Annotated in this window: 26 protein-coding genes; 20 read left to right on the top strand and 6 right to left on the bottom strand. The window is 71.3% G+C overall.

Annotated elements, in window-relative coordinates; genetic code table 11:
• Nucleotides 1-74 precede the first annotated feature (74 nt).
• The 10 genes from WMR31_RS08435 (at nt 75) to WMR31_RS08480 (ending at nt 7,694) form a co-directional block, all read left to right on the top strand.
• A complete protein-coding gene (locus WMR31_RS08435) occupies nt 75-440 on the top strand; it encodes a hypothetical protein (RefSeq protein ID WP_340538350.1) in 366 nt (121 codons plus the stop codon).
• On the top strand, nt 433-852 hold the full coding sequence (locus WMR31_RS08440) for a hypothetical protein (protein ID WP_340538351.1): 420 nt from the start codon (nt 433-435) through the stop codon (nt 850-852). The genes WMR31_RS08435 and WMR31_RS08440 overlap by 8 nt, the downstream gene beginning before the upstream one ends.
• 61 nt (nt 853-913) lie before the next feature.
• The gene (locus WMR31_RS08445) at nt 914-1,597 is read left to right on the top strand and encodes a helix-turn-helix transcriptional regulator (protein ID WP_340538352.1); all 684 of its coding nucleotides are present in this window, start codon (nt 914-916) and stop codon (nt 1,595-1,597) included.
• Nucleotides 1,594-3,012, top strand: coding sequence for a Fe-S cluster assembly protein SufB (gene sufB, locus WMR31_RS08450; protein WP_340538353.1), 1,419 nt, complete (start codon nt 1,594-1,596; stop codon nt 3,010-3,012). The genes WMR31_RS08445 and sufB overlap by 4 nt, the downstream gene beginning before the upstream one ends.
• Nucleotides 3,013-3,091: 79 nt before the next feature.
• Complete coding sequence (sufD, locus tag WMR31_RS08455; protein WP_340538354.1) at nt 3,092-4,288, top strand: Fe-S cluster assembly protein SufD; 1,197 nt, start codon at nt 3,092-3,094, stop codon at nt 4,286-4,288.
• Nucleotides 4,285-4,635 carry a non-heme iron oxygenase ferredoxin subunit gene (locus WMR31_RS08460; protein WP_340538355.1) on the top strand — a complete coding sequence of 117 codons (351 nt, stop codon included), beginning with the start codon at nt 4,285-4,287 and terminating at the stop codon, nt 4,633-4,635. Before sufD ends, WMR31_RS08460 begins: the two co-directional genes overlap by 4 nt.
• 64 nt (nt 4,636-4,699) lie before the next feature.
• The gene (gene sufC / locus WMR31_RS08465; protein ID WP_340538356.1) at nt 4,700-5,458 is read left to right on the top strand and encodes a Fe-S cluster assembly ATPase SufC; all 759 of its coding nucleotides are present in this window, start codon (nt 4,700-4,702) and stop codon (nt 5,456-5,458) included.
• Between the two features lie 121 nt (nt 5,459-5,579).
• Entirely contained in the window at nt 5,580-6,848 is a 1,269-nt protein-coding gene (locus WMR31_RS08470; RefSeq protein WP_340538357.1) for a cysteine desulfurase, read from the top strand.
• Between the two features lie 5 nt (nt 6,849-6,853).
• Nucleotides 6,854-7,300 carry a Fe-S cluster assembly sulfur transfer protein SufU gene (sufU, locus tag WMR31_RS08475; RefSeq protein ID WP_340538358.1) on the top strand — a complete coding sequence of 149 codons (447 nt, stop codon included), beginning with the start codon at nt 6,854-6,856 and terminating at the stop codon, nt 7,298-7,300.
• A complete protein-coding gene (locus tag WMR31_RS08480) occupies nt 7,293-7,694 on the top strand; it encodes a metal-sulfur cluster assembly factor (RefSeq protein ID WP_340538359.1) in 402 nt (133 codons plus the stop codon). The genes sufU and WMR31_RS08480 overlap by 8 nt, the downstream gene beginning before the upstream one ends.
• 546 nt (nt 7,695-8,240) lie before the next feature.
• Here the strand turns inward: WMR31_RS08480 and WMR31_RS08485 are convergent.
• A complete protein-coding gene (locus WMR31_RS08485; RefSeq protein WP_340538360.1) occupies nt 8,241-8,705 on the bottom strand; it encodes a GbsR/MarR family transcriptional regulator in 465 nt (154 codons plus the stop codon).
• 52 nt (nt 8,706-8,757) lie between these two features.
• Here WMR31_RS08485 and WMR31_RS08490 point away from each other — a divergent pair, with 52 nt between their 5' ends.
• Genes WMR31_RS08490 through WMR31_RS08505 form a run of 4 tightly spaced genes read left to right on the top strand, consistent with a single transcriptional unit; the run spans nt 8,758 to nt 12,820 of the window.
• Nucleotides 8,758-9,675: an ABC transporter ATP-binding protein gene (locus tag WMR31_RS08490; protein ID WP_340538361.1), complete on the top strand. Its 918-nt coding sequence runs from the start codon at nt 8,758-8,760 to the stop codon at nt 9,673-9,675.
• Complete coding sequence (locus WMR31_RS08495; protein ID WP_340538362.1) at nt 9,672-11,234, top strand: ABC transporter permease; 1,563 nt, start codon at nt 9,672-9,674, stop codon at nt 11,232-11,234. Before WMR31_RS08490 ends, WMR31_RS08495 begins: the two co-directional genes overlap by 4 nt.
• Before the next feature lie 10 nt (nt 11,235-11,244).
• On the top strand, nt 11,245-11,883 hold the full coding sequence (locus tag WMR31_RS08500; RefSeq protein WP_340538363.1) for an acVLRF1 family peptidyl-tRNA hydrolase: 639 nt from the start codon (nt 11,245-11,247) through the stop codon (nt 11,881-11,883).
• 10 nt (nt 11,884-11,893) lie between these two features.
• Nucleotides 11,894-12,820 (top strand): phosphotransferase, encoded by a 927-nt coding sequence (locus WMR31_RS08505; protein ID WP_340538364.1) that lies wholly within the window; start codon nt 11,894-11,896, stop codon nt 12,818-12,820.
• Between the two features lie 65 nt (nt 12,821-12,885).
• Here WMR31_RS08505 and ypfJ read toward each other — a convergent pair whose 3' ends face one another.
• The gene (gene ypfJ / locus WMR31_RS08510; protein WP_340538365.1) at nt 12,886-13,833 is read right to left on the bottom strand and encodes a KPN_02809 family neutral zinc metallopeptidase; all 948 of its coding nucleotides are present in this window, start codon (nt 13,831-13,833) and stop codon (nt 12,886-12,888) included.
• An 89-nt stretch (nt 13,834-13,922) separates the two neighbouring features.
• On the opposite strand from ypfJ, the gene WMR31_RS08515 reads away from it, so the two are divergent.
• Nucleotides 13,923-15,521 carry an ABC-F family ATP-binding cassette domain-containing protein gene (locus WMR31_RS08515; protein ID WP_340538366.1) on the top strand — a complete coding sequence of 533 codons (1,599 nt, stop codon included), beginning with the start codon at nt 13,923-13,925 and terminating at the stop codon, nt 15,519-15,521.
• Here WMR31_RS08515 and WMR31_RS08520 read toward each other — a convergent pair.
• Entirely contained in the window at nt 15,406-16,776 is a 1,371-nt protein-coding gene (locus WMR31_RS08520; RefSeq protein WP_340538367.1) for an S-adenosylmethionine:tRNA ribosyltransferase-isomerase, read from the bottom strand. The two genes, WMR31_RS08515 and WMR31_RS08520, sit on opposite strands and share 116 nt — an antisense overlap.
• Nucleotides 16,773-17,474, bottom strand: coding sequence for an SDR family NAD(P)-dependent oxidoreductase (locus WMR31_RS08525; protein ID WP_340538368.1), 702 nt, complete (start codon nt 17,472-17,474; stop codon nt 16,773-16,775). Before WMR31_RS08525 ends, WMR31_RS08520 begins: the two co-directional genes overlap by 4 nt.
• Nucleotides 17,475-17,581: 107 nt before the next feature.
• Here WMR31_RS08525 and WMR31_RS08530 point away from each other — a divergent pair, with 107 nt between their 5' ends.
• The 4 genes from WMR31_RS08530 to WMR31_RS08545 all read left to right on the top strand — a co-directional run bounded on the left by WMR31_RS08530 (nt 17,582) and on the right by WMR31_RS08545 (nt 22,761).
• A complete protein-coding gene (locus WMR31_RS08530) occupies nt 17,582-18,403 on the top strand; it encodes an enoyl-CoA hydratase/isomerase family protein (protein ID WP_340538369.1) in 822 nt (273 codons plus the stop codon).
• Nucleotides 18,404-18,433: 30 nt separating this feature from the next.
• Nucleotides 18,434-20,353: an ABC transporter ATP-binding protein gene (locus WMR31_RS08535; protein ID WP_340538370.1), complete on the top strand. Its 1,920-nt coding sequence runs from the start codon at nt 18,434-18,436 to the stop codon at nt 20,351-20,353.
• Nucleotides 20,346-21,875, top strand: a complete 1,530-nt coding sequence (locus WMR31_RS08540; protein WP_340538371.1) for an MFS transporter — start codon at nt 20,346-20,348, stop codon at nt 21,873-21,875. Before WMR31_RS08535 ends, WMR31_RS08540 begins: the two co-directional genes overlap by 8 nt.
• A gap of 103 nt (nt 21,876-21,978) precedes the next feature.
• Nucleotides 21,979-22,761: an SDR family oxidoreductase gene (locus WMR31_RS08545; protein ID WP_340538372.1), complete on the top strand. Its 783-nt coding sequence runs from the start codon at nt 21,979-21,981 to the stop codon at nt 22,759-22,761.
• Here the strand turns inward: WMR31_RS08545 and WMR31_RS08550 are convergent.
• A complete protein-coding gene (locus WMR31_RS08550; protein ID WP_340538373.1) occupies nt 22,647-23,645 on the bottom strand; it encodes an SURF1 family cytochrome oxidase biogenesis protein in 999 nt (332 codons plus the stop codon). The two genes, WMR31_RS08545 and WMR31_RS08550, sit on opposite strands and share 115 nt — an antisense overlap.
• A 332-nt stretch (nt 23,646-23,977) precedes the next feature.
• Here WMR31_RS08550 and moaA point away from each other — a divergent pair, with 332 nt between their 5' ends.
• Nucleotides 23,978-24,994, top strand: coding sequence for a GTP 3',8-cyclase MoaA (moaA, locus tag WMR31_RS08555; protein ID WP_340538374.1), 1,017 nt, complete (start codon nt 23,978-23,980; stop codon nt 24,992-24,994).
• Here moaA and WMR31_RS08560 read toward each other — a convergent pair.
• A complete protein-coding gene (locus tag WMR31_RS08560) occupies nt 24,977-25,189 on the bottom strand; it encodes an acetone carboxylase (RefSeq protein ID WP_340538375.1) in 213 nt (70 codons plus the stop codon). The genes moaA and WMR31_RS08560 overlap by 18 nt on opposite strands.

Genomic DNA, 25,189 nt, shown 5'->3' on the forward strand with positions numbered 1-25,189 from the left:
TAGGAGACGGCCCGCCCGCCGGGCCGAGCCGGGCCGTCGTCGAGGCGACGCGGACACACTCCTATCGTGAGAGCGTGACCGACTGGCTGACCGTGAGCGTCATCGCGCTCGCCGCGATCGCGGCGGTGGTCGCGGTCGTGCTGCTGATCAAGGACGAGCCCGCCCAGGACCGCACCTTCGTGCTGCTCGGCGTCGTCGAGGTCGCGGTGCTGGTCCAGCTGGTCTACGGCATCGTGGCGCTGACCCAGACCGACCGCGACATCCTGCCGGCGCTGTTCGTCGGCTACCTCGTCGGCAACCTGCTGGTGCTCCCCATCGGCGCGTTCTGGTCGCTCGCCGAGCGGACCCGCGCCGGGACGGCCGTGCTGCTGCTGGCCGCACTCACCGTGATCGCCCTCCAGTTGCGCCTCGGCACGATCTGGGACGGCTCGGGTGCGTGAGCTGAAGTCCGGTCCCGGCCGGATCCTGGTGTTCGTCTACGGGGTCTTCGCGGTGGCGGCGACCGGACGATCCCTGGTGCAGCTCGGCGTCGACGCCGGCCGCGCGCCGTTGGCCTACGGGCTCTCGCTGTTCGCCGCGGTGATCTACCTGGTCGCGACCACCTGCCTGCTGCTCGGCGGACGCCGGGCCTGGACGGTGGCGGTGGTCGCGTGCGCGATCGAGCTGATCGGCGTCCTGACCATCGGCACGCTGTCCTACGTCGACACCGAGCTCTTCCCCGACAAGACCGTGTGGTCGCACTTCGGTCAGGGCTACGGCTTCCTCCCGCTGGTCCTGCCCTTCCTCGGCCTCGCCTGGCTGTGGTCCACCCGACCCGGGGTCGAGCGCTCAGGAGCCGAGCCCGGGAGTTGAGCCAGGTCACTAAGGGTCACCTTGCTTGAAGACCCTCCGCCATTATCGGCACACTGGTGTTGTGGAATTCGCTCCCGACCGTGCCGACCGCACGACGCGCCAGCGCGTCGCGCGGTCGATCCTGGTCGAGGGCCCCTCGACGGCGGCCGCCCTGGCCGACCGGCTCGAGCTGACGCCCGCCGCCGTGCGCCGTCACCTCGACCAGCTGCTCGAGGACGGCGCGGTCGAGGCGCGCGACCCGCGCAAGGCGGCCGGCCGTGGACGCGGTCGTCCGGCGAAGGTGTTCGCACTCACCGAGTCCGGACGCGACGGCTTCGACCAGCGTTACGACGACCTGGCGGCCGAGGCCCTGCGCTTCCTGGCCGAGACCGGCGGCGACGACGCGGTGCGCGAGTTCGCCCGGCGCCGCGCCGGCTTCGTCGAGAAGCGCTTCACCGAGATCGCCGCCGCCGAGCCCGGCCTTCGTCCGGCCGAGGTGCTGGCCCGGGTCTTCACCGCCGAGGGCTACGCCGCCTCGGTGCGCGACTCCCCGGTCGGCGACCAGCTGTGCCAACAGCACTGCCCGGTCTCCCACGTGGCCCACGAGTTCCCCCAGCTGTGCGAGGAGGAGACCGCGGCGATCAGCCGCGTGCTCGACACCCACGTGCAGCGGCTGGCGACCATCGCCCACGGCGACGGCGTCTGCACCACCTGTATCCCCGACGTTCCCGGCACCACAACCACGAAGGAGACGGTCACCCCATGACCTCCATCGAAGACCGCAATCCCGAGCTCAAGGGCATCGGTCGCTACGACTTCGGTTGGGCCGACGCCGACGTCGCGGGCGCTGCCGCGACCCGTGGACTCAACGAGGACGTCGTGCGCGACATCTCCTCGAAGAAGTCCGAGCCGCAGTGGATGCTCGACCTGCGCCTCAAGGGCCTCAAGCTCTTCGGCCGCAAGCCCATGCCCACCTGGGGCTCCGACCTCGGCGGCATCGACTTCGACAACATCAAGTACTTCGTGCGCTCCTCGGAGAAGCAGGCCCAGACCTGGGAGGACCTGCCCGAGGACATCAAGAACACCTACGACAAGCTCGGTATCCCGGAGGCGGAGAAGCAGCGCCTCGTGGCCGGCGTCGCCGCCCAGTACGAGTCCGAGGTCGTCTACCACTCGATCCGCGAGGACCTCGAGCAGCAGGGCGTGATCTTCCTCGACACCGACACCGCGCTCAAGGAGCACCCGGAGATCTTCCAGGAGTACTTCGGCACGGTGATCCCGGTCGGCGACAACAAGTTCGCCGCGCTCAACACCGCGGTGTGGTCGGGCGGCTCGTTCATCTACGTGCCCAAGGGCGTCCACGTCGACATCCCGCTGCAGGCCTACTTCCGGATCAACACCGAGAACATGGGCCAGTTCGAGCGGACCCTCATCATCGCCGACGAGGACTCCTACGTGCACTACGTCGAGGGCTGCACCGCCCCGATCTACTCCTCCGACTCCCTGCACTCCGCGGTCGTGGAGATCATCGTGAAGAAGGGCGCCCGCGTGCGCTACACGACGATCCAGAACTGGTCCAACAACGTCTACAACCTCGTCACCAAGCGCGCCACCTGCGAGGCCGGGGCCACGATGGAGTGGGTCGACGGCAACATCGGCTCCAAGGTCACCATGAAGTACCCCGCGGTCTACCTGATGGGGGAGCACGCCAAGGGCGAGACCCTCTCGATCGCCTTCGCCGGCGAGGGCCAGCACCAGGACACCGGCTCGAAGATGGTGCACGCCGCGCCGAACACCTCGTCCTCGATCCTGTCCAAGTCGGTGGCGCGCGGCGGCGGCCGCTCGTCCTACCGCGGCCTGGTGCAGGTCAACGAGGGCGCCCACGGCTCGAAGTCGAACGTCCTGTGCGACGCGCTCCTGGTCGACCAGATCAGCCGCTCCGACACCTACCCCTACGTCGACATCCGCGAGGACGACGTGTCGATGGGCCACGAGGCCAGCGTCTCGAAGGTCTCCGACGACCAGCTCTTCTACCTGATGTCGCGCGGCATGGAGCAGGACGAGGCGATGGCCATGATCGTGCGCGGCTTCATCGAGCCGATCGCCAAGGAGCTCCCGATGGAGTACGCCCTGGAGCTGAACCGGCTCATCGAGCTGCAGATGGAGGGTGCCGTCGGCTGACCCGCCGCCGCACCCCACCGCGCCCGTCCCGGGCCGAACCGTGCCCGACCGAGCCTGAACGAGAGAGAAAGTCCCTACCGTGACTGTGACCGATGCCGCCCGCGACAGCGTGGCCGCGAGCCTGGAGCAGGCGCCGCCCGAGTCCCATCTCAACCCCCCGCCGTCCTACGACCTGGCCGACCACCCCGTGCCCACCGGGCGCGAGGAGGTGTGGCGGTTCACTCCGCTCAAGCGCCTGCGCGGCCTCCTCGACGGCACGCCCTCGGAGGCCTGCCTGACGTGGGAGACCACGCTGCCCGAGGGCGTCACCCTCACCAGCGTCAGCCAGGCCGAGGCCCGTGAGCTCGGGGAGCTGCCGCCCAACGAGCGGCCTGCCGCGCTGGCGGCCGAGCTCTCCGGCGGATGCGCTCTGCTCGACGTGCCGGCCGAGGCCGAGATCGAGGAGCCGGTGGTGATCCGGCTGCACGGCGAGTCGGCCGACGACGTCGTGTGGGGGCAGGTCCTCTACCGCATCGGCGCCCACGCCAAGGTCACCATCGTCTTGGTGCACACCGGCTCGGCCGCCTACAGCACGATCCAGTCGTTCCTGGTCGGCGACGGCGCCACCGTCAACGTCGTCTCGCTCCAGGACTGGGACGACGACGCGGTTCACCTGGGCCGCGACGCCATCCGGGTGGGTCGCGACGCGAGCGTCAAGCACACCTCGGTCTCCTTCGGCGGCGACGTGGTGCGGATGCACGCCAACGTCGAGTACGCCGGTCCGGGCGGCGAGGCCGAGCTGCTCGGCCTGTACTTCGCCGACGCCGGCCAGCACCTCGAGCACCGGCTCTTCGCCGACCACAACCAGCCGCGCACCAAGAGCCACGTGCTCTACAAGGGCGCCCTGCAGGGCGAGCGCGCCCACACGGTGTGGATCGGCAACGTGCTGATCCGCAAGGTCGCCGAGGGCATCGAGACCTACGAGGAGAACCGCAACCTCGTGCTCACCGACGGCTGCCAGGCCGACTCGGTGCCCAACCTCGAGATCGAGACCGGCGACATCGAAGGCGCCGGGCACGCCTCGGCCACCGCCCGGTTCGACGACGAGCAGCTCTTCTACCTGCACTCGCGCGGCATCTCCGACCCCGAGGCGCGCCGCCTGGTCCTGCACGGCTTCTTCCAGGACCTGATCCGCAAGATCGGCGTGCCGTCCCTGCAGCAGAAGCTCACCGAGACCGTCGAGGAGGAGCTGGCCAAGAACATCTCCACCGCCCGGCTGCTGGAGGGCGAGAAGTGAGCTTCGAGCTCGCCTGCGCCGCCGACCAGGTCGGGGTCGAGGAGGCGTTCCCGGTCACGATCGGCGAGTACGACGTCGCCGTGGCCCGCTGCGAGAAGCCCGACGGCGGCTCGGAGTTCTTCGCCGTGCAGAACCTGTGCACCCACGCCCACGTCGAGCTGAGCGAGGGAATCGTCGAGGACTGCACCATCGAGTGCTGGCTGCACGGCTCGCAGTTCAGCCTGCGCACCGGCGAGCCGCTCCAGCTGCCGGCCACCGAGCCGGTGGCCACCTTCCCGGTCGAGGTCCGCGACGACGGCATCTACGTCGACACCACGACCACGCTCAACGGGGTGACTCCCCAGTGAACCGCCCGACACAGACCATCAGCCCCACCACCGGCCGCACGGCCACAGCTAAGCGAGGACACGCATGAGCACGCTGGAGATCAAGGACCTGCACGTCTCGGTCGACACCGAGGACGGTCCCAAGGAGATCCTCAAGGGGGTCACCCTCACCATCGGCGACGACGAGACCCACGCCATCATGGGCCCCAACGGGTCGGGCAAGTCGACGCTGGCCTACTCGGTCGCCGGCCACCCGAAGTACACGATCACCGGCGGCAGCGTCACCCTCGACGGCGTCGACATCCTCGACATGACCGTCGACGAGCGGGCCCGCGCCGGCCTGTTCCTGGCGATGCAGTACCCCGTCGAGGTGCCCGGCGTCTCGGTGACCAACTTCCTGCGCACCGCCAAGACCGCAATCGACGGCGAGGCCCCCAAGCTGCGCACCTGGGTCAAGGACGTCAACGAGGTGCTCAAGGAGCTCGACCTCGACCCGACCTTCGCCCAGCGCTCGGTGAACGAGGGCTTCTCCGGTGGTGAGAAGAAGCGCCACGAGATCGCTCAGCTCGAGCTGCTCGACCCCAAGATCGCGATCCTCGACGAGACCGACTCCGGCCTCGACATCGATGCCCTCAAGGTCGTCTCCAAGGGCGTCAACCGGTTCCGCGAGCAGGCCGGCAAGGGCGTCCTGCTCATCACCCACTACACGCGGATCCTGCGCTACATCAAGCCCGACCACGTCCACGTCTTCGTCGACGGCCGGGTCGCCGAGTCCGGTGGTCCTGAGCTCGCCGACGAGCTAGAGGCCAACGGCTACGAGAAGTACCTCGCCGTGAAGCGATAAGCGGCACTGGGCGGCGTTGTCGTCGCTCGACGGCCGCTTCGCTCAAAGGCCGCCTTCGCTCCTCCGCCTTGCCCAGCACCGCTTCTCGCGTCACGGCGCACGTTCCCCGAAAGGCAGATCGATGATCAACGGTCTACTCCCCGAGCTCGAGGTGGTCCGCAAGGACTTCCCGATCCTCGAACGCACCCTGGCGGGCGGGCTGCCGCTGGTCTACCTCGACAGTGCCAACACCTCGCAGAAGCCGCAGTGCGTCATCGACGCGATGGTCGACCACCTCGAGCATCACAACGCCAATATCGCCCGGGCGATGCACCAGCTCGGCGCGGAGTCGACCGAGGCCTTCGAGGCCGCGCGCGACAAGGTCGCGGCCTTCCTCGGCGCGCCCAGTCGCGACGAGGTGATCTTCACCAAGAACGCCACCGAGGCGCTCAACCTGGTCGCCAACACCCTCGCGTGGCCCGGCCCGTACCAGGTCGGGCCCGGTGACGAGGTGGTGATCACCGAGATGGAGCACCACTCCAACATCGTGCCGTGGCAGCTGCTCACCGAGCGGACCGGCGCCACGCTGCGCTGGTTCGGCCTCACCGACGACGGTCACCTCGACCTCACCGGCATCGACGACCTGCTCACCGAGCGCACCAAGGTCGTCGCGCTCACCTGGGTGTCCAACATGCTCGGCACGATCAACCCGATCGCGGAGATCACCCGGCGCGCCCACGAGGTCGGCGCGATCGTCGTCGTCGATGCCTCCCAGGCCGCCCCGCAGCTGCCCATCGACCTGGCGGCGATGCCGGCCGAGGAGCGCCCCGACGTACTGGTGTTCACCGGCCACAAGGTCCTGGGTCCTACCGGCATCGGCGTCTTGTGGGGCAGGGCCGACCTGCTCGGCGACCTCCCGCCGTTCCACGGCGGCGGCGAGATGATCGAGACGGTGACGATGGGCGGTTCCACCTACGCCCCGATCCCGCACAAGTTCGAGGCCGGGACCCCGCCGATCGTCGAGGCCGTGGGTCTGGGCGCGGCCGTCGACTACCTCGGGCACCTGGGCCTGGACAAGGTCCGCGACCACGAGCACGCGATCACCGGCTACGCACTCGACGGCCTCGCCACGGTGCCCGGCCTGCGGGTGCTCGGGCCGCTCGACGCCGCCGAGCGTGGGGGAGCGATCTCCTTCGAGCTCGACGGGGTGCACCCGCATGACATCGCCCAGGTGCTGGACTCCAAGGGCGTCGCCGTGCGCGCCGGACACCACTGCGCCAAGCCGGCCCACGCCCGGTTCGGCGCGCAGAGCTCGACCCGGATGTCGTCGTACCTCTACACGACGCCGGAAGAGATCGACGCGCTGGTCGATGCGCTGGAATACACCCGCTCGTACTTCAAGTTGGATTGAGCGACATGGATCTCGACGCGCTGTACCAGGACATCATCCTGGACCACTACAAGAACCCCCACCACGCAGGTCTTCGCGAGCCCTACGAGGCCGAGGTGCACCACGTCAACCCGACCTGCGGCGACGAGGTGACGCTCCGGGTCCACGTCGCGGACGGCGTGATCGCCGACGTCTCCTACGACGCCCTGGGCTGCTCGATCTCCCAGGCATCGGCGTCGGTGCTCGCCGACCTCGTCATCGGCAAGCCGGTCGACGAGGCGATGGCGATCTACCAGGACTTCCTCACCCTCATGCAGGGCAAGGGCCAGGTCGAGCCCGACGAGGACGTCCTGGAGGACGGCATCGCCTTCGCCGGCGTCGCCAAGTTCCCCGCGCGCGTGAAGTGCGCACTACTGTCGTGGATGGCCTGGAAGGACGCCACGACCCAGTCTTTGGAGGCACAGCATGGCTGAGACCACCCCCGACCAGCAGCAGCCCGACCACAGCGATCTGCCCGACGTCCCCGAGGCGTCGGGTGCGGCACCGGCCGGCACGTCGACGGTCGCCGTCGACGACGTCACCGAGGCGATGAAGGACGTCGTGGACCCCGAGCTCGGCATCAACGTCGTCGACCTCGGCCTCGTCTACGACATCCACCTCGACGAGGGCCACAACTGCGTCATCGACATGACCCTCACCTCCGCGGCCTGCCCGCTCACCGACGTGATCCAGGACCAGACCACCCAGGCGCTCGAGGGCCTGGTCAACGACGTCGCCATCAACTGGGTCTGGATGCCCCCGTGGGGCCCGGACAAGATCACCGACGACGGCCGCGAGCAGCTGCGCGCCCTGGGCTTTAACGTCTGAGGCTTGAGTCCGCGAGGAACGAGCGGACTCAAGACCCGAAGAGGTCGAGCGAGCCCACGGCCGAGCCTGCGAGGCCGTGACGGCGGGTCGAGACCCGGTCGCCGCTCGGACCGAGCCACCACGCCTCGGAGGTTGAGCAAGCGGGACGAGTGAGGAACGAGCTCGTCCCGCGCAGACGAAACCTCGTAACCGGTCTCGGGAGCCCTGGCAGCGCAGGTAGCCGGGGTTTCGTCGGCGCTCGCTTGCGCTCGCTTGCTCAACCTCCGGCCGGCGAGCCTCGCGACCGGCCCGGGACCCCTGGCAGCGTCGGTCGTCGGGGTCTTGTCGGGGGACCGGCCTCAGGTGTCGGCGAGGCGGCTCGGTCGGACCGCGTCACCACGCCTCGGAGGTTGAGCAAGCGGGACGAGTGAGGAACGAGCTCGTCCCGCGCCGACGAAACCTCGTGACCGGTCTCGGGAATCCTGGCAGCGCAGGTTGCCGGGGTTTCGTCGGCGCTCGCTTGCGCTCGCTTGCTCAACCTCCGGCCGAAGAGCCTCGCGACCGGCCTCAGGTGTCGGCGAGGCGGCGCTTGTGTTCCTCCCAGCGCTCGGCGATCCCGTCGAGCTCGGCGGACATGAACTCCAGGAACTCGACGGCCAGCAGGATCCGCTGGCGGGCCCGCCCGTCGTCCAGGCCGCCGGCGGCCGCGGTGAGGGCGGCGCGGATCGGGGCGTAGATCTGGTCGTGCTGGGTCATCCCCTCGTGCCAGGCGTCGTCGTCGACGACATAGACGTCGCGCCGGGACCCGCGCTCGCGCTCGCGTCTGACGAATCCGAGCGGTGTGAGGTAGCGGATCGCCCCGGAGATCCCGGCAGGACTGACCTCGAGGAACTCCGCGAGCTCGGCGGAGGTCATCCGCCCGCTGTCGGCGACCATCAGCGCGGCGAAGATGCGGGCGGGGAGCCGGACCATGCCGGCGTCCCCGAGGGCACCGCCGATCCGCTCCGCGGCGGCCTGGCGAGCGTCAGTCATGTCGGTAGTTTAGAACATTCACAATTCGCTGAATCGTGAGTACTGTGGAGGGATGACCGCGATCGAGGTCCAGCGCCTCGTCAAGACGTTCGGACACACCCGCGCGCTCGACGGCCTGGACCTCCAGGTCGCCGAGAGCGAGATACACGGCTTCCTCGGCCCCAACGGTGCCGGCAAGTCGACGACCATCCGCGTACTGCTCGGCCTGCTCCGGGCCGACTCCGGCGAGCTGCGCCTGCTCGGCGGGGACCCCTGGCGGGACGCGGCCACCCTCCATCGCCGCCTCGCCTACGTGCCGGGCGACGTGAGCCTCTGGCCGAACCTGAGCGGCGGCGAGGTGATCGACCTGCTCGGCCGGCTGCGCGGCGGCCTGGACGAACGGCGCCGCGCGGACCTCGTCGAGAGGTTCGAGCTCGACCCGACGAAGAAGGGCCGCGCCTACAGCAAGGGCAACCGCCAGAAGGTGGCGCTCGTCGCGGCGTTGGCCTCCGACGTCGACCTCCTCCTGCTCGACGAGCCGACCTCGGGGCTCGATCCGTTGATGGAGGCGGTCTTCACCGACTGCGTCGAGGAGTTCCGCGCCGAAGGCCACACCGTGCTGCTGTCGAGCCACATCCTCGCCGAGGTCGAGCGCCTGTGCGATCGGGTGAGCATCATCCGCGCCGGGCGCACCGTGGAGACCGGCACGCTCGCCGAGCTGCGGCACCTGACCCGCACGGCGGTGAGCGCTGAGCTGGCGGGGCCGGCGACGGGGCTGGACCGGCTCGACGGCGTCCACGACCTCGACGTGGAGGGCGACCGCGTGCGGTTCTCGGTCGAGACCGCACGCCTCGACCCGGCGCTGCGTGCGCTGGTCGCCTCCGGCGTCCGCTCCCTGACCTGCCAGCCACCGACGCTGGAGGAGCTCTTCCTGCGCCACTACGGCGACCAGCCCGACGAGCCCGATGTGGTGGAAGCGGCACGGTCATGACCGGGTACGGCGTCCTGCTCCGGTCGTTCCTGCGCCGCGACTGGTGGCAGGTGCTGGCCTGGACCGTCGGGATCACGATCCTGTACTGGTCGCAGGCCGTCAGCGTCGACGGTCTCTACAAGACCCAGGCCGAGCTCGACAAGGTGGCGGCCACCCTCGTCGACAACTCCGCCTTCATCGCACTCGCGGGCCCGACCCGCGCCCTGAACACCATCGGTGGCCAGGTGTTCTGGCAGGCCTCCGCGTTCGGCGCCGTGCTGATCGCGCTGATGGCGATGTTCCTGGTCGGACGCCACACCCGGGCCGAGGAGGAGAGCAGCCGCGGCGAGCTGGTGCGATCCCAGCCGGTCGGGCGCTACGCGCAAGTGGCCGCCGCCGCGACCCTCGCCGGCGGTGCCTGCCTGGTCGTCGGCATCGTGCTGGCGGTGGCGCTGGCGACCTACCCGCTCGCCGTCGCGGACTCGATCGCCACCGGTCTCGGACTCACCCTGGTGGGCTGGACCTTCACCGGAGTCGCCCTGCTCGCCGCGCAGCTCGTGGGCAGCACCCGCGCGGCGTACGGCATGACGGGCGCCGCGATCGGCGTCGCCTACGGCCTGCGCGCGATCGGCGACGTGGCCGGCTCCGGTCTGAGCTGGCTCTCGCCGATCGGCTGGTACCAGGCGATGTACCCGTTCTCCGGGCTCCGGTGGTGGCCGGCCGGTCTGCTGGTCGCGGCGACAGCGCTCAACACGGCCGTCGCCTGCGCGGTGCTGGTGCGGCGCGACTACGGCGCCGGTCTTCTGGCCGACCGCCCCGGGCCGGCACGCGGCCGACTCGGAAGCGGGCTCGCGCTGGCCTGGCGACTACAGCGCAGCGCGATCGTGTGGTGGACCGCCGGGCTCCTGGTGGGCGGGCTCGCCTTCGGCTCGATCGGCAACGACGTGGGCGCCCTCATCGGTGACTCGGCGACCACGCGCGAGGTGTTCGTGGGCAGCGGTGACGTCGTCGACGGCTTCTACGCCACCGCGCTGCTGATGATGGCCCTCCTGGCCACCGGCTTCGCGATCTCCAGCGCGCTGCGCCCGCGGGGCGAGGAGGACGACGGCACCCTGGAGCTGCTGCTGAGCACCGGTCTCTCGCGCGCCCGCTGGCTGGCCGGACATGTCGTACTCACCGGCGTCGGTGCCGTGGTGGTGCTGGCCGCCGGCGGCCTCGGCATCGGAGTCGGATACTCCCTGGCCACCGGTTCCTGGGATCACTCGATGCGGTTCTCGCTGCCGGTCCTCGAGTACGTCGCCCCGGTGTTCCTGTGCGCGGCCGTGGCCTGGCTGTTGCTCGCGCTCGTGCCGCGTGCGGCGGTCCTGGCGTGGGCGGTGCTCGCGTGGGCGTTCGTCGTCATGATGTTCGGCCCGCTGTGGTCGATCCCGGACGCCCTGCAGCGGCTCTCGCCGTTCGACGCGCTGGCCTCCGCACCCGCCGAGCCCGTCGCCGCGTTGCCGATCCTCACCGTGGCGGTGGTGGCTGCGGCCGTGACGGCAGCCGCGTTCGGCGCGTTCCGGCGCCGCGACATCGGGTAGGTTCGCGCGCGTGCCCGACGTCTACCTCCCCGTCGCGCGGTGGCAGCGGTGGGTGGAGAACTTCGAGCGTGGGCACGGTGCGACGTCGTACTCGGTGGCCGCGGGCGTGCTGAGTGGACGGGCCGAGGACGGCTCGCGCTTCGAGGCGCGGCTGCCCTTCGACCGCGACTACGACACCGCCGCCGACCCGGCCGCGTTCGTGGCGCCGCTGGCGCTGCCGGAGGACTGGGGGATCCTGCTGGTGCGCAAGGGCGGCTTCGCGGTGGCGCGGGTGGCGGGGGAGCGGATCGTGGCCTCGAAGGTGGGCCAGCGGCACGTGCAGGGGCGCACCAAGGCCGGTGGGCAGTCGCAGCAGCGGTTCGCGCGACGGCGCGACAACCAGGCACGCCAGGCCTACGAGGCGGCCGCCGACCATGCCGCGCGGATCCTCGCCGGACACGAGCGGCGACTGTGGCCGCTGGTCACCGGCGGCGACCGGGCCGCGGTGGAGGAGGTCCTGGCCGACCGGCGACTCTCCGGATTCCAGGTCGCGACCCGCTGGCTCGCCGTCCCGGACCCGCGCCGCGGTGTCCTGGAGCAGGCGGTGCGGGACGCGACGGCGATCTCGGTCAGCGTGGTGAACGCCTCCGCAGCGCCGCCGATGAAGTAGCGTCCCGATCATGTGGGAGCCCGAGCCGGGGTGGCACGCCCTGCCCGGAGGCACCGGTGCGTCGACCGTAGGGGTCTGGCGCGCGGCACTGGGCGATCAGCCGGTCGTGATCAAGAGGCTGGCGGCGCCGACGCACGGTGACCCCGCCGAGCTCTCCGACCCGACGAGTCCGGCGTACTGGCGACGCGAGGCCGACGTGCTGGAGACCGGGCTGGTCTCGGCCACGCGGGGCCTGCGCGCGGTGTCCGGGTCGGTGGAGGAGGACCCCGCCGGCATCACGATCACCCGGCCGTGGGTGGAGGACGCCGCCAGCAGCGGCCTGTTCGTCGCGATGGCGATGGGCCGGTTCGCCGGCGTCGAGCTGCCGCGGCCGCGGTTCCTGGCCCGGGACCTGCTGCGTCGCCGGCTGGCCCGCACCGAGCACCGCGCCGGCGGCTGGCCGACGCTGTGCCGGACGACGGCCTCCGACGTCGCCGAGCACCTGTGGTCGAAACGCGGGGCGTTCCTCGATCTCCTGGACGCGCTGCCATCGGTGCCGCAGCACGGCGACCCCTCGCACACGAACCTGCCCGGTCGAGACGGCGACGACGCGATCGCGATCGACTGGGCGACGCTCGGCTACGGACCCGTCGGCGGTGACCTCGGCTACTTCTGCCTTACCGCGCGCGAGGAGTTCGAGCCGCTCCTGGACGCCTACCTGATGGGCCTGGCCGACCACCCGGCGTCGGGCGTGGCCGGCGTCGATCGCGACGACGTCGTCCTCGGTGCGCGGGTGACCGCCGTCTACACCGCCTTCACCCGCGCCGACTGGGCCCTCGCCCGCGTCGCCGGCGGCGAGGGCGCGCTGGCCGGCAAGTTCCGCCACCCCGCCGTGGCTCCGTACCTGCGCGCCCTCCAGCGCCAGGCGACCGCCGTCGAGGCCCTGCTCGGCTGGTGACCCTTCCTTCACGCCGAGTCGGCACTTGTGCTCAACACAACTGCCGACTCGGCGTTCGGTAGGGGTCAGACCGTGCGGGCTCCGAAGGTGTCGCAGGCCTGCATGGTGCCTTCGGTGTAGCCGATGTTGAACCACTTCTGGCGCTGGGCCGAGGAGCCGTGGGTCCAGGACTCCTCGTCTACCGATCCGCCGCTGCGCTTCTGGATGTAGTCGTCGCCCACGGTCTTGGCGGCCGCGAGGGCGTTGTCGATGTCCTCCTGGGACAGCTCCTGGATCAGCACGTTGCCGTCGGCGTCCTCGGTCTGGGTGGCGTGCTTGGTCCACATGCCGGCGAAGCAGTCGGCCTGCAGTTCGAGGCGGACGCCGTCGCTCTGCGGGCCGGTGCCACCCTTGACCGCGCCGAGGGTGCCGATCAGGTTGGAGATGTGGTGGCCGTACTCGTGGGCGAGCACGTAGGGCTCCACGAACGCACCCGCTGGGCCGCGCAGCTGGCCCTCGAGGACGTCCTTGAAGAAGGTGTCGTCGAGGTAGATGGTCTCGTCGGTGGGGCAGTAGAACGGCCCGACGGCCGACGTCGCACCCCCGCAGGCGGTGTCGATCGAGCCCGAGAACGTCGTGATGCCCTTCTCGGGATGGAACTTGCCGCCGAGCTCGCCCTCCCAGAAGGAGGTCAACGAGTTCTCGACGGCGACGCGGGCGCAGTCGGTGCTGTTGTTGGCGTCCTCGCCGGTCTTGCAGTTCTCGTAGCGGCCGGTGTCGGTGAACCGGCTCGCGTTCAGGTCGGTGCCTCCCGGGAGTCCAGTACCGCCTCCGCCTCCGCCTCCGCCGAGCAGCTGGATGGCCACGAACACGATCACCACGATGACGCCGAGGATCCCGCCGCCACCGGCCAGGCCGCCGGGGATCGGGATCCGTCCGCCACCGCCGCCCAGACCCCCGCCTCCGCCGCCGCCTCCGCGTCCGGCGTCAGACATGCGTCCGGTGTCGAGTCTGGCCTTGGGGTTGAAGCGCATGGCGGCACATTAGTCCTGCCGGGCGGGTGACGGAGTACACCCGCGCCGATGGGGTCGCGGGCCCGCGCCGACCGTAGGATCGGGACACCATGATCACCGCGCACCAGCTCGAGGTCCGGGCGGGTGCCCGGCTCCTCATGGAGGACGTCTCGTTCCGGGTCACCGCCGGCGACAAGGTCGGTCTCGTCGGCCGCAACGGCGCCGGGAAGACCACCCTCACCAAGATCCTCGCCGGCGACGCACTGCCCGCGGCGGGCAACGTGACCCGCGTCGGCGAGGTCGGCTACCTGCCCCAGGACCCCCGCACCGGCGACCCCGAGGTGCTGGCCCGCGAGCGGATCCTGTCCGCGCGCGGCCTGGACGCCGTCGTCCGCAAGATGCGCCAGGCCGAGGAGCAGATGGCCAGCGACGACCCCAACGTCCGCGAGCGCGCGATGCGCCGCTACGCCCGGGCCGACGACGAGATGCACGCCGGCGGTGGCTACGCCGCGGAGTCGGAGGCCGCGACGATCGCCGCCAGCCTCGGCATCGAGGAGCGGCTGCTCGGCCAGCCGCTGAAGACCCTCTCGGGCGGTCAGCGGCGTCGCGTCGAGCTGGCCCGCATCCTGTTCTCCAACGCCGAGGTGCTGATCCTCGACGAGCCCACCAACCACCTCGACGCCGACTCCATCGTGTGGCTGCGCGAGTTCCTGAAGTCCTACAAGGGCGGCTTCATCGTGATCAGCCACGACAACGCCCTGCTGGAGCAGACCGTGAACCGGGTGCTCCACCTCGACGCCAACCGCTGCGTCATGGACGTCTACAACATGGGCTGGCGCAACTACCTCACCCAGCGCGAGACCGACGAGAAGCGCCGCAAGCGGGAGCGGGCCAACGCCGAGAACAAGGCCAAGACGCTCACCGACCAGGCCAACAAGATGCGCGCGAAGGCCACCAAGGCCCAGGCGGCGCAGTCGATGCTCAAGCGCGCGGAGAAGATGCTCGCCGGCGTCGAGGCCGAGCGCCAGGCCGACAAGGTGGCGCGGATCAAGTTCCCGGCACCGGCGCCGTGCGGCAAGACACCGCTCACCGGCAGCGAGCTGTCGAAGTCCTACGGCTCGCTGGAGGTCTTCACCGACGTCGACCTGGCCATCGACAAGGGCTCGCGCGTGGTCATCCTCGGCCTCAACGGGGCCGGCAAGACCACGATGCTGCGGATCCTCGCGGGCGTCGACCAGCCCGACACCGGAGAGGTCACGCCCGGGCACGGCCTGAAGATCGGCTACTACGCCCAGGAGCACGAGACCCTCGACACCAAGCGCACGGTGCTGGAGAACATGCAGAGCGCCGCTCCGCAGCTCACCGACACCGAGGCCCGTTCGGTTCTGGGCTCGTTCCTGTTCTCCGGCGACGACGCCAACAAGCCCGCCGGGGTGCTGTCGGGCGGCGAGAAGACCCGGTTGGCCCTGGCCTCGCTGGTCGTCTCCAGCGCCAACGTGCTGCTGCTCGACGAGCCCACCAACAACCTCGACCCGGCCTCCCGCGAGGAGGTGCTGGCCGCGATCCGCAGCTACGAGGGCGCGATCATCCTGGTCACCCACGACGAGGGCGCCGTCCGCGCGCTCGAGCCGGACCGAGTGCTGCTGCTCCCCGACGGCGACGAGGACCTGTGGAGCGAGGACTACGCCGACCTGGTGTCGCTGGCCTAGCCGGGCGTGTGGAGGTTGAGCAAGCGGGCGAGTGAGGATCGAACTCGTCCGCGCTGACGAAACCTCGTGAGGGTCCTCTGGGACGTTGGCAGGGAAGGGTTGCCGGGGTTTCGTCGGCGCTCGCTGGCACTCGCTTGCTCAACCTCCGGCGGGGTGCGGAGACTCGGCTGGTGTGGTGCCGCCCGCTGGCTCCGGCGGGTTCAGGGTAGGAAAGCGCACCGTCGCCGAACTCGTGCCACAGGTAGCCGCCGGTGACGGCGGCGTCGTAGGCGGCCTGGGTGAGTCGCGGGCCCGCTACGGCCTCGACCAGCAGCAGGTGGGACGCCGCGGGGTCGTGCCACCCGCTGATCAGGCCGCTCACGATGAGGGGCGGGTCGCCGGGAGTGACCACGCGTTCGGTCCAGCCGGCGCGGGCGACGAGCCGGTCGCCGTCGACGGCGGACTCGAGCGCGCGGGTCACCGTCGTGCCCACCGCGACGATCCGGCCACCCCCGGCGCGCGCGGCGTTGACGGCGCGGGCGGTCGCGTCGCTCACCTCGAACCGCTCCACCTGCGGCGCCTCCCCGGCCTCCTGCGACGACACGCCGGTGTGCAGCGTGATCGGGACGACGCCGACCCCCTGCGCCACCAGGCGGGTCACCAGCTCGGCGGTGAACGGACGGGCTGCCGACGGCATCTCCGCGCTGCCGGGGCGCGTGGCGAACACCGTCTGGTAGGCCGTGAGCGGGTAGGGGCGGTCGAGGTAGCCGTAGGCGATCGGCCGGCCGTACCGCTGCAGCGTGCGGCCGACGTCGCCGACCGCATGGGCGCGCCACAGCCGGTTGCCGTGCCCGGTCGGGGAGGAGCCGTCGTGCGGATACGGCTCGAGCAGGTCGAAGGTGGCTCCGGCGGCGGTGATCCGGTCTCCCGGCTGGCCGTCGAGGACGGCACGGGACGCGTCGGGCGCCGTGCGGACCTCGACGACCCAGGTGCCGTCGTCGAGCGGCGTCGCCAGGTGCACGACCACCGCACCGTGCCGGGTGGACCGCGCATCGAGCTGAGCCGGCACCACCGCGGAGTTGTTCACGACGACCAGGTCGCCGGGCCGCAGGTGCTCGGCGAGGTCGTGGAAGTGGGCGTGACTGATGCCGTCGCGGGTCGCCACCAGCAGACGGGTCGCGCCGCGGGCCACACCGCGCTCCTCGGCCGGAGCCGGAGCGAAGGCGTCCGGTGGCGGCTGGAAGCGCGTCGTCGGATGCTCGGCGAGGGTATTCACGCGGGCACCTCCACAGCCTCGTGTGGGCTGAGGAAGGACGCCGCGCGGTAGCGCCCGCTGGCCGGTCGCTGCTCGAGCAGCCCGAGGAAGCCCGGGACGACGGCGTCGGGGAGTGGCCGGTCGGAGATGTCCTCTCCGGGGAAGGCGTCCTGGTGCATCGCGGTGCGCATGTCGCCTGGGTCCACCGCGTAGGCCGTCAGGCCCTCCTCGGCGGCCAGGGTGAGCGTGAGGTGGTCGAGCGCGGCCTTGCCTGCCGCATACGCCCCCCAGGTCTCGTAGTGCTCCACCGCGGCGTCGCTGGAGATCGACACGACGACGCCGTCGGCCTTGCGCAGGTGGGGGAGCAGCAGCCGGGTCAGCGCGAGCGGCGCGGCAGCGTTGGTGTGCCAGGTGGCCAGCAGCTCGTCGGTGGTGGTCTCGCGCAGCGGTCGCATGGGGAGTGGGCCCAGCGTGCTGGCGTTGTGCACGAGCAGGTCGAGCCGGCCCAGCCATGCCACCTCGCGGGCCAGCGCCTCCTGGTGTGCGGGATCGGTGACGTCGCCGGGCACCGGGACCACGGCTGCGAGCCCGTCGACGGCTGCGGTGAGGCGATCGGGGTCACGGGCGTCGGTGACGACCGTCCACCCCCGGTCACTGAGGGTGTGTACGAGCGCGCGGCCGAGTCCGGCCGAGCCTCCGGTGACGAGTGCGACAGGCATGTCCAACTCCAAGGGTTGACGGGCTTCGTGGTGTGTTGGAACCGAGTCTTCAACTTCAAGTTAGGTTGAGATCAAGGGCTGTCGGCGACGACTTCTAGACTGCCCCCATGAGCACCGACGCCTCACCCGCGAACACCCCGCTGACCGCCGAGCAGCTCGAGCGCGCGCACCTGCGCTACGACGTCGACGGCGCGACCGCCCTCATCACCCTCGACCGGCCGGAGGTCCGCAACGCCCAGACCCCGACCATGTGGCGCACGCTGGCCGCGATCGGCGCACAGCTGCCCGACGACGTCCGGGTGGTGATCGTCCGAGGCGCGGGCCACACGTTCTCGGCCGGCCTCGACCGCAACCTGCTGATGCCTGGGGCCGGCCCGGGCGAGGAGAGCGTCGCCGACCTGATCCCGCGCAGCGACCAGGAGATCGCCGACACCATCGCGGAGTACCAGGCGGGCTTCACCTGGCTGCGCGACCCGCGCATCGTCTCGATCGCCGTCGTCGATGGCTATGCGATCGGCGCCGGCTTCCAGCTCGCCTTGTCCTGCGACCTGATCCTGGCCGCCGACGACGCGACGTTCTGCATGAAGGAGAGCGCGCTGGGCCTGGTGCCCGACCTCACGGGAACAAAGCCGCTGGTGGAGCGTGTTGGCTACCCGAGGGCGCTCGAGATCTGCGCCACCGCACGCAACGTCGGCGCCGAGGAGGCGGCACGCATCGGGCTCGTGCTCGACGCGGTTCCGTCCGACCGGCTCGACGAGGCGTTGGGAGACCTCCTCGCCGCCCTCAGCGCACCGCTGCCCGACGCGGTGCGCGAGACCAAGGCATTGCTGCTCGGTGCCGCTGGCCGTGACCTCGAGACCCAGTGCCGACTGGAGCGTGAGGCCCAGGCGCGGCGGTTCCGGGAGATGGCGGCGCTGCTCGGGAGCTGAGCCGAAGCACGAGAAGAACGGTGGTGGGTGATGTCCTCGATGGGCTCGGGTGGCAACGCCATGATGGCCTGGCGCTCCCTGCGCGCCGATCGCAGCGTCGTCGACCGCCGGGTCTCGCGGGAGACCATCCGGAGGATCATCGGCTTCGCCAAGCCGCACCGCAGGCTGATCGCGGTCTTCCTGGCTCTCACCGTCGTCGACGCCGCTACGGTGGTCGTCACGCCGTTGCTGGTGCAGCGAGTCGTCGACGACGGCATCGTGGCCCGCGACGTCAGCGTGGTCGTGTGGATCGCGATCGCGATGGCCGGGTTCGCGGTCTTCGGTGCGGTCCTCGGCGTCCTGTCGGGATGGCTGTCCTCCCGCATCGGTGAGGGCCTGATCTTCGACCTGCGCACCCGTGTTTTCGCGCACGTGCAGCGTCAGTCGCTGGCGTTCTTCACCCGCACCCAGACCGGCGCCCTGGTCTCGCGGCTCAACAACGACGTGGTCGGCGCCCAGCGCGCGTTCACCTCGACCCTGTCGACCACGGTGTCCAACACCATCGCGGTGATCGTGGTGGGCGTGGCGATGGTGGCCCTGAGCTGGCAGGTCACCTTGCTGTGCCTGTTGATGTTCCCGATCCTCTTCGCGGTCTCGCGGTGGGTCGGTTCCCGCCTGGCCGGGCTGACCCGCCAGCAGATGGACGGCAACGCCGACCTCGGCAACACCATGACCGAGCGGTTCAACGTCGGCGGTGCGATGCTGCTCAAGCTGTTCGGACGCCGTCGCGACGAGGACGCCCTGTTCGCCACCAAGGCGGGCGTCGTGCGCGACCTCGGCGTGCGGATCTCCCTGATCACCCGGATCTTCGCCGCGACCATGACCCTGGTGCCGGCGCTGGCCACCGCGCTGGTCTACGGGGTCGGTGGCTGGTTGGTGATCGAGGGAGAGCTCACGATCGGGACGCTGCTCGCCCTGGCCACCCTGCTGCTGCGTCTGCTCGGCCCGCTCCAGGGCCTCTCCAACGTGCGGGTCGACGTGATGACCGCCCTGGTCAGCTTCGAGCGGGTCTTCGAGGTCCTCGACCTGCCCTCGCTGATCCAGCAGAAGGACGATGCGGTCGTGCTGCCGCCCGACGCCGGCCGTCTGGAGTTCGAGCACGTCTCCTTCGCCTACCCGCGCGCCGAGGACGTCTCGCTCGGCTCCCTGGAGAACCTCGCCCGCAGCGACTCACGCGTCTCCAAGGAGCCCGTCCAGGTGCTCACCGACGTCGGCTTCGTCGCCGAGCCGGGGGAGATGGTCGCCCTGGTCGGACCGTCGGGCGCCGGCAAGAGCACGATCACCCACCTGGTCGCCCGGCTCTACGACGTCAACGGCGGAGCCGTCCGGGTCGGTGGTCACGACGTCCGCGACGTGACCCTGCAGTCGCTGGAGGACGCCGTCGGCTACGTCACCCAGGACGCCCACATGTTCCACGACACCATCGGCGCCAACCTGCGCTACGCGCGACCGGACGCCACCGACGAGGAGATCTGGGAGGCGCTGGCGGCAGCCCAGGTAGCCGGCCTGGTGCGATCGTTGCCCGACGGCCTCGACACGGTGGTCGGCGACCGCGGCTACCGGCTCTCCGGCGGGGAGCGGCAGCGGCTCGCGATCGCCCGGCTGCTGCTCAAGGCGCCCGGGATCGTCGTCCTCGACGAGGCTACCGCGCACCTCGACTCCGAGTCCGAGGTCGCCGTCCAGCGGGCTCTCGACGCCGCGTTGGAGGGCCGCACGTCGCTGGTGATCGCCCACCGGCTGTCCACGGTGCGTCAGGCCGACCAGATCCTGGTGCTCGACGACGGCGAGATCGTCGAGTTCGGCACGCACCCCGAGCTCCTGGCGCGCGGCGGCCTGTACGCCGACCTGTATCGCACGCAGTTCGCCAGCGAGCTCTCCGACGAGGGCGTACGGACCCCGGCCGATGTCTGAGACCGGGGGAGTCGGCGGCCCCGAGCCGTCGCTGCGCCTCTCCTCGGGCCCCGGTCGCTGGGTGCTGGTGGCCACGGTGCTCGGGTCCGGGCTCGCCGGGATCGACGCCACCGTCGTCAACGTCGCGCTGCCGGCGATCGGTGCCGACCTCGACGCCGACTTCGTGGCACTGCAGTGGACGGTGTCGGCCTATGCGCTCACCCTCGCCTCGTTCATCCTGCTCGGCGGCACGCTCGGCGACCGGTTCGGACGCCGCCGGATCTTCATGATCGGGGTGATCTGGTTCGCGCTGGCGTCATTGGCGTGCGGGCTGAGCCAGAACGACGTCTCGCTGATCGCCGCGCGCACGGTGCAGGGTGTCGGGGCGGCGCTGCTCACACCGGGCAGCCTGGCGATCCTCCAGGTGTCCTTCCGCGCCGACGACCGCGCCCGAGCCATCGGCGCCTGGTCCGGTCTCGGTGGTGTCGCCACCGCGATCGGCCCGCTGCTCGGCGGCTGGCTGGTCGACGTCGTGTCCTGGCGCTGGGTGTTCCTGATCAACCTGCCCCTTGCCGCGCTGGTGATCTGGCTGTGCGTCAAGCACGTCCCCGAGACGCGCGACGCAGCCGCTCAGGGCACCCCCATCGACTGGTCCGGCGGCCTGCTCGGCGCCGTGGCGCTCGCCGGGCTCACCTTCGCGCTGATCGAGTCCGGCCGCGGGCCCGATGTCGTGGTCGTCGCGCTCGGCATCGGGTTGATCGCGGCGGCGGCGTTCGCGGTGCGGGAGCGGCGTGCCCCCTACCCGATCCTGCCGCTGCGCGCCTTCGGCTCCCTCCAGTTCAGCGCCGTCAACGCGGTGACCTTCCTGATCTACGGCGGGTTCGGAGTCGTGTTCTTCCTGCTGGTGGTCCAGCTCCAGGAGCGCTCCGGATTCGGCCCGATCGCCGCGGGCTCGGCGCTGCTGCCGGTCACCGTGCTGATGCTGCTGCTCTCGTCCAGATCGGGGCAGCTGGCCTCGCGGATCGGACCGCGGTTGCAGCTGTCGGTCGGCCCCTTCGTCGCTGCCGCCGGCCTGCTGCTGCTTTCCGGCGTCGGCGAGGGGACCCACTACCTCACCGGCGTCCTGCCGGGCGTGCTGGTCTTCGGTCTGGGTCTCTCGATCCTCGTCGCGCCGCTCACCGCCGCCGCGCTGGGTGCCGCGCCCGACGACAACGCCGGCATGGCCTCCGGCGTCAACAACGCGGTGGCTCGCACTGGCGGACTCATGGCCCTGGCCGCCATCCCCGCGCTCGCGGGCTTCGGCGGCGCCGGTGCGAACGCGAGTGACGACGGCTTCGGCACCGCCATGTGGATCTCGGCCGGGGTGCTGGTGGCCGGCGGAGTGCTCGCTGCCCTGACGGTGCGCAACGACGTCCTCGAACCCGAGCCGACGCCCACCGAGCAGCCGGAGCCGGAGACCCAGTGGCTCAGCCACTGCGGCGTCGGCGCCCCACCGCTCGCCACAGCCACCGACCGCACCGGACATCCCTGCGCCGGAGGTTGAGCGCCGCGGCCGGAGGTTGAGCAAGCGAGCGTCAGCGAGCGCCCGTTGACTGATCGAACCCCGGCACCCATGGCTTGCCAGCCGCGCCCGCTACGGTCGGATCATGGATCTCCAAGTGACCGACCGCGTCTACGTGATCACCGGCGGCGCCCGCGGCCTGGGCCGGGCCACCGCGGACGTGCTGGTCGCCGAAGGCGCACGGGTCGTGCTGTCCGGCCGCAGCGCGGAGACCCTGGCTGGTGCGGCCGAGGCGTTGGGGGAGTCGGCCACCACGGTCGTCGCCGACAACGCCGACCCCGACACCCCCGCACGCCTGATCGCCGCGGCGGCAGACACCTGGGGACGACTCGACGGTGCCCTGATCTCGGTCGGCGGACCGCCGGTCGGTCCGGTCGCGGGCGAGCGCGGCATCAGCGACGAGCAGTGGACGACGGCGTTCGAGTCGGTCTTCCTCGGCGCCGTGCGGCTGGGCCGAGACCTCGGGGGCGCGATCGCCGACGACGTCGAGGAGACCGGCGGGGGCGCGCTGGCGTTCGTGCTCTCCAGCAGCGTCCGAGCGCCGCTGGCGAACATGGCGGTCTCCAACGGCCTGCGGCCGGGCCTGGCGATGGTGGCCAAGACGCTCGCCGACGAGCTCGGCCCGCGCGGAGTGCGGGTCAACGGCCTGCTTCCGGGCCGGGTCGGCACCGAGCGGGTCGCCGAGCTCGACGAGGCTTCCGGCGACCCGGCTGCTGCTCGCGCAGCGGCGGTCCGGGGGATCCCGCTCGGGCGCTACGGCGAGCCGGCCGAGTTCGGCCGGGTGGCGGCGTTCCTGCTCTCGCCCGCGGCGTCGTTCGTGTCCGGCGCGATGGTGCCGGTCGACGGCGGGATGCTCCGCGCGCTCTGATCCGCGCCCTCGGCGCCTTGTGCGCCCTGTCCGGCCTGTGCGGCCTCACGCTGCGCGCGCCGCTCGCGTCGGCTCGGGAGCTGGCTGCCCGCTGGGACGTTGGTGCGTCGCTCCCGTGGCTGTCGCTGGTCGCGCCTCGGCCGATCGCCGCGCGGGCCGCGGCGGTGCTCGTCGTAGGCGAGGTAGCCGAAGCCGAAGAGCGCGAGGATCCCGAAGAACCACCACTGGAGGCCGTAGAAGAAGTGGGGGCCGTTGTCGAGCTCGGGCAGCTCGACGGGCTCCAGAGCCTGCGCCGGCTCCGGGTCCTCCGAGCGCAGGTCGACGAAGCCGCCGTACACCGGGCGCGAGATGGCCTCCCCGATCCGAGCACTGTCGATCGCGCGGGTGGAGTGGTCATCGACCCTGGTGCTGTCGCCCGAGCCGTCCACCCGGGCCCAGCCGGTGATCGTCACCTCGCCGCTGGGCGGCTCGGGCACGCCCTCGGGGTCCGCCGTGCCGCGGTTCTCGGTGGCCAGCCAGCCCCGGTCGACGACGACGGCGGTGCCGTCGGCGGTGACCAGCGGCACCACGACGTCGACCCCGGCCTGGCCGTCGCGGGTTCGGTAGCGGACCACGACCGTGTCGTCGACGGCGTAGGTACCGGTGGCGGTGACCACCCGCCACTCCTGATCGCGCGGCAGCTCCCCGCCCGGGGGCGCGAGTACGTCCTCGACCGGCGTGGGGGCGTGGTCCTCGTTGGCCCGCACGGTGGCATTGCGCTCCTTGCGGTCCTCCAGGCGCCCGAACTGCCACTCGCCGAGCCACCACGCGAACGTCGCCAGCACCACCACGACCAGTGCGAACAGCAGCCACCGGCGACTGAACAGGAACCGGAACGACCGCACCCCGCCAACTTACCGAGCACGCCCGCGTCCCTCGGCAGCGGTGCGGTGGTGCGCGGCCGGCTGCGTGGGTGACCCGGACGGCGCAATTGCGCGGAACGGTGCAGCGCGAGGGGTGGTGGCTGACCCGGACGGCGCAATTGCGCGGAACGGTGCAGTGCAAGGGGTGGCGGGTGACCCGGACGGCGCAATTGCGCGGAACGGCGCAGCGCAAGGGGTGGCGGGTGACCCGAACAGCGCAATTGCGCGGAACGGTGCAGGGATCGCGGAAGCTCGGGGCAGGCGTTGGACGCCGGGAACGGGTCAAGGTCGCCGGCGGCACGTAGGCTGGCACCATGCACCCCACGCCACCGGACCAGCGGCTGATCACGCCGCTGGCCGACGCCTATGGGCGGGTGGCGACCGATCTGCGGGTCTCGCTCACCGACAAGTGCAACCTGCGCTGCACCTACTGCATGCCGGCCGAGGGCCTGGACTGGATGGCGCGCGAGGAGCAGCTCACCGACGACGAGGTGGTCCGGCTGATCCGGATCGCGGTCGAGCGGCTCGGTGTCACCGAGGTGCGGTTCACCGGCGGTGAGCCGATGATCCGGCGCGGGCTGGTCGACATCGTGGCCCGCACCCACGAGCTGGGCGCGGAGACCGCCGTCACCACCAACGGGCTCGGCCTCGAGAGGCTCGCGCGGCCGCTGGTCGCGGCGGGCCTGGACCGCGTCAACGTCAGCCTGGACACCGTCCGGCCCGACACCTTCCTCGCCCTCACCCGCCGCGACCGGCTCCACGACGTCGTCGCGGGGCTCGCCGCGGCAGCCGAGGCGGGGCTCGGACCGGTCAAGGTCAATGCGGTGCTCATGCGCGGTGTCAACGACGACCAGGCCGGCGAGCTGCTGGCCTGGTGCCTCGAGCGTGACTACGAGCTCCGGTTCATCGAGCAGATGCCCTTGGACGCCGAGCACGGCTGGTCCCGGGACGACATGGTGACCGCCGAGGAGATCTTCGCCCACCTCGAGCGCGACTTCGTGCTCACCCCGGCCGACGAGGCGCGGGGGAGTGCCCCTGCCGAGCGCTTCCTGGTCGACGGAGGTCCCGCGACGGTCGGGGTGATCGCCTCGGTCACCCGCCCGTTCTGTGGCGACTGCGACCGGGTACGCCTCACCGCCGACGGCCAGGTCCGTACCTGCCTGTTCGCCCGCGAGGAGTCCGACCTGCGCGCAGCGCTGCGGGCCGGCGCCGACGACGCCGAGCTCGCGAGCCGCTGGGTCACCGCCATGCGCGGCAAGGCCGCCGGGCACGGGATCGACGATCCGTCGTTCCTTCAGCCGCAGCGACCCATGTCAGCCATCGGCGGGTGAGCCAGCGGGCGCGTGCGGCTCCTGCTCCTTCAGGAAGCCACGCGCGCCGAGGAAGCCGGCCAGGTGCTCGCGGTGCTCGTCGCACGCCAGCCACACCTTGCGCCGTTCGGGCGTGTGCAGCTTCGGGTTGTTCCAGTGCAGCTGCCACGTCGCGGGCGCACGGCAGCCTTTGGCCGAGCAGACATCCGGCTCCAT

The sequence above is a fragment of the Nocardioides epinepheli genome (assembly GCF_037936805.1).
GTDB lineage: Bacteria > Actinomycetota > Actinomycetes > Propionibacteriales > Nocardioidaceae > Nocardioides.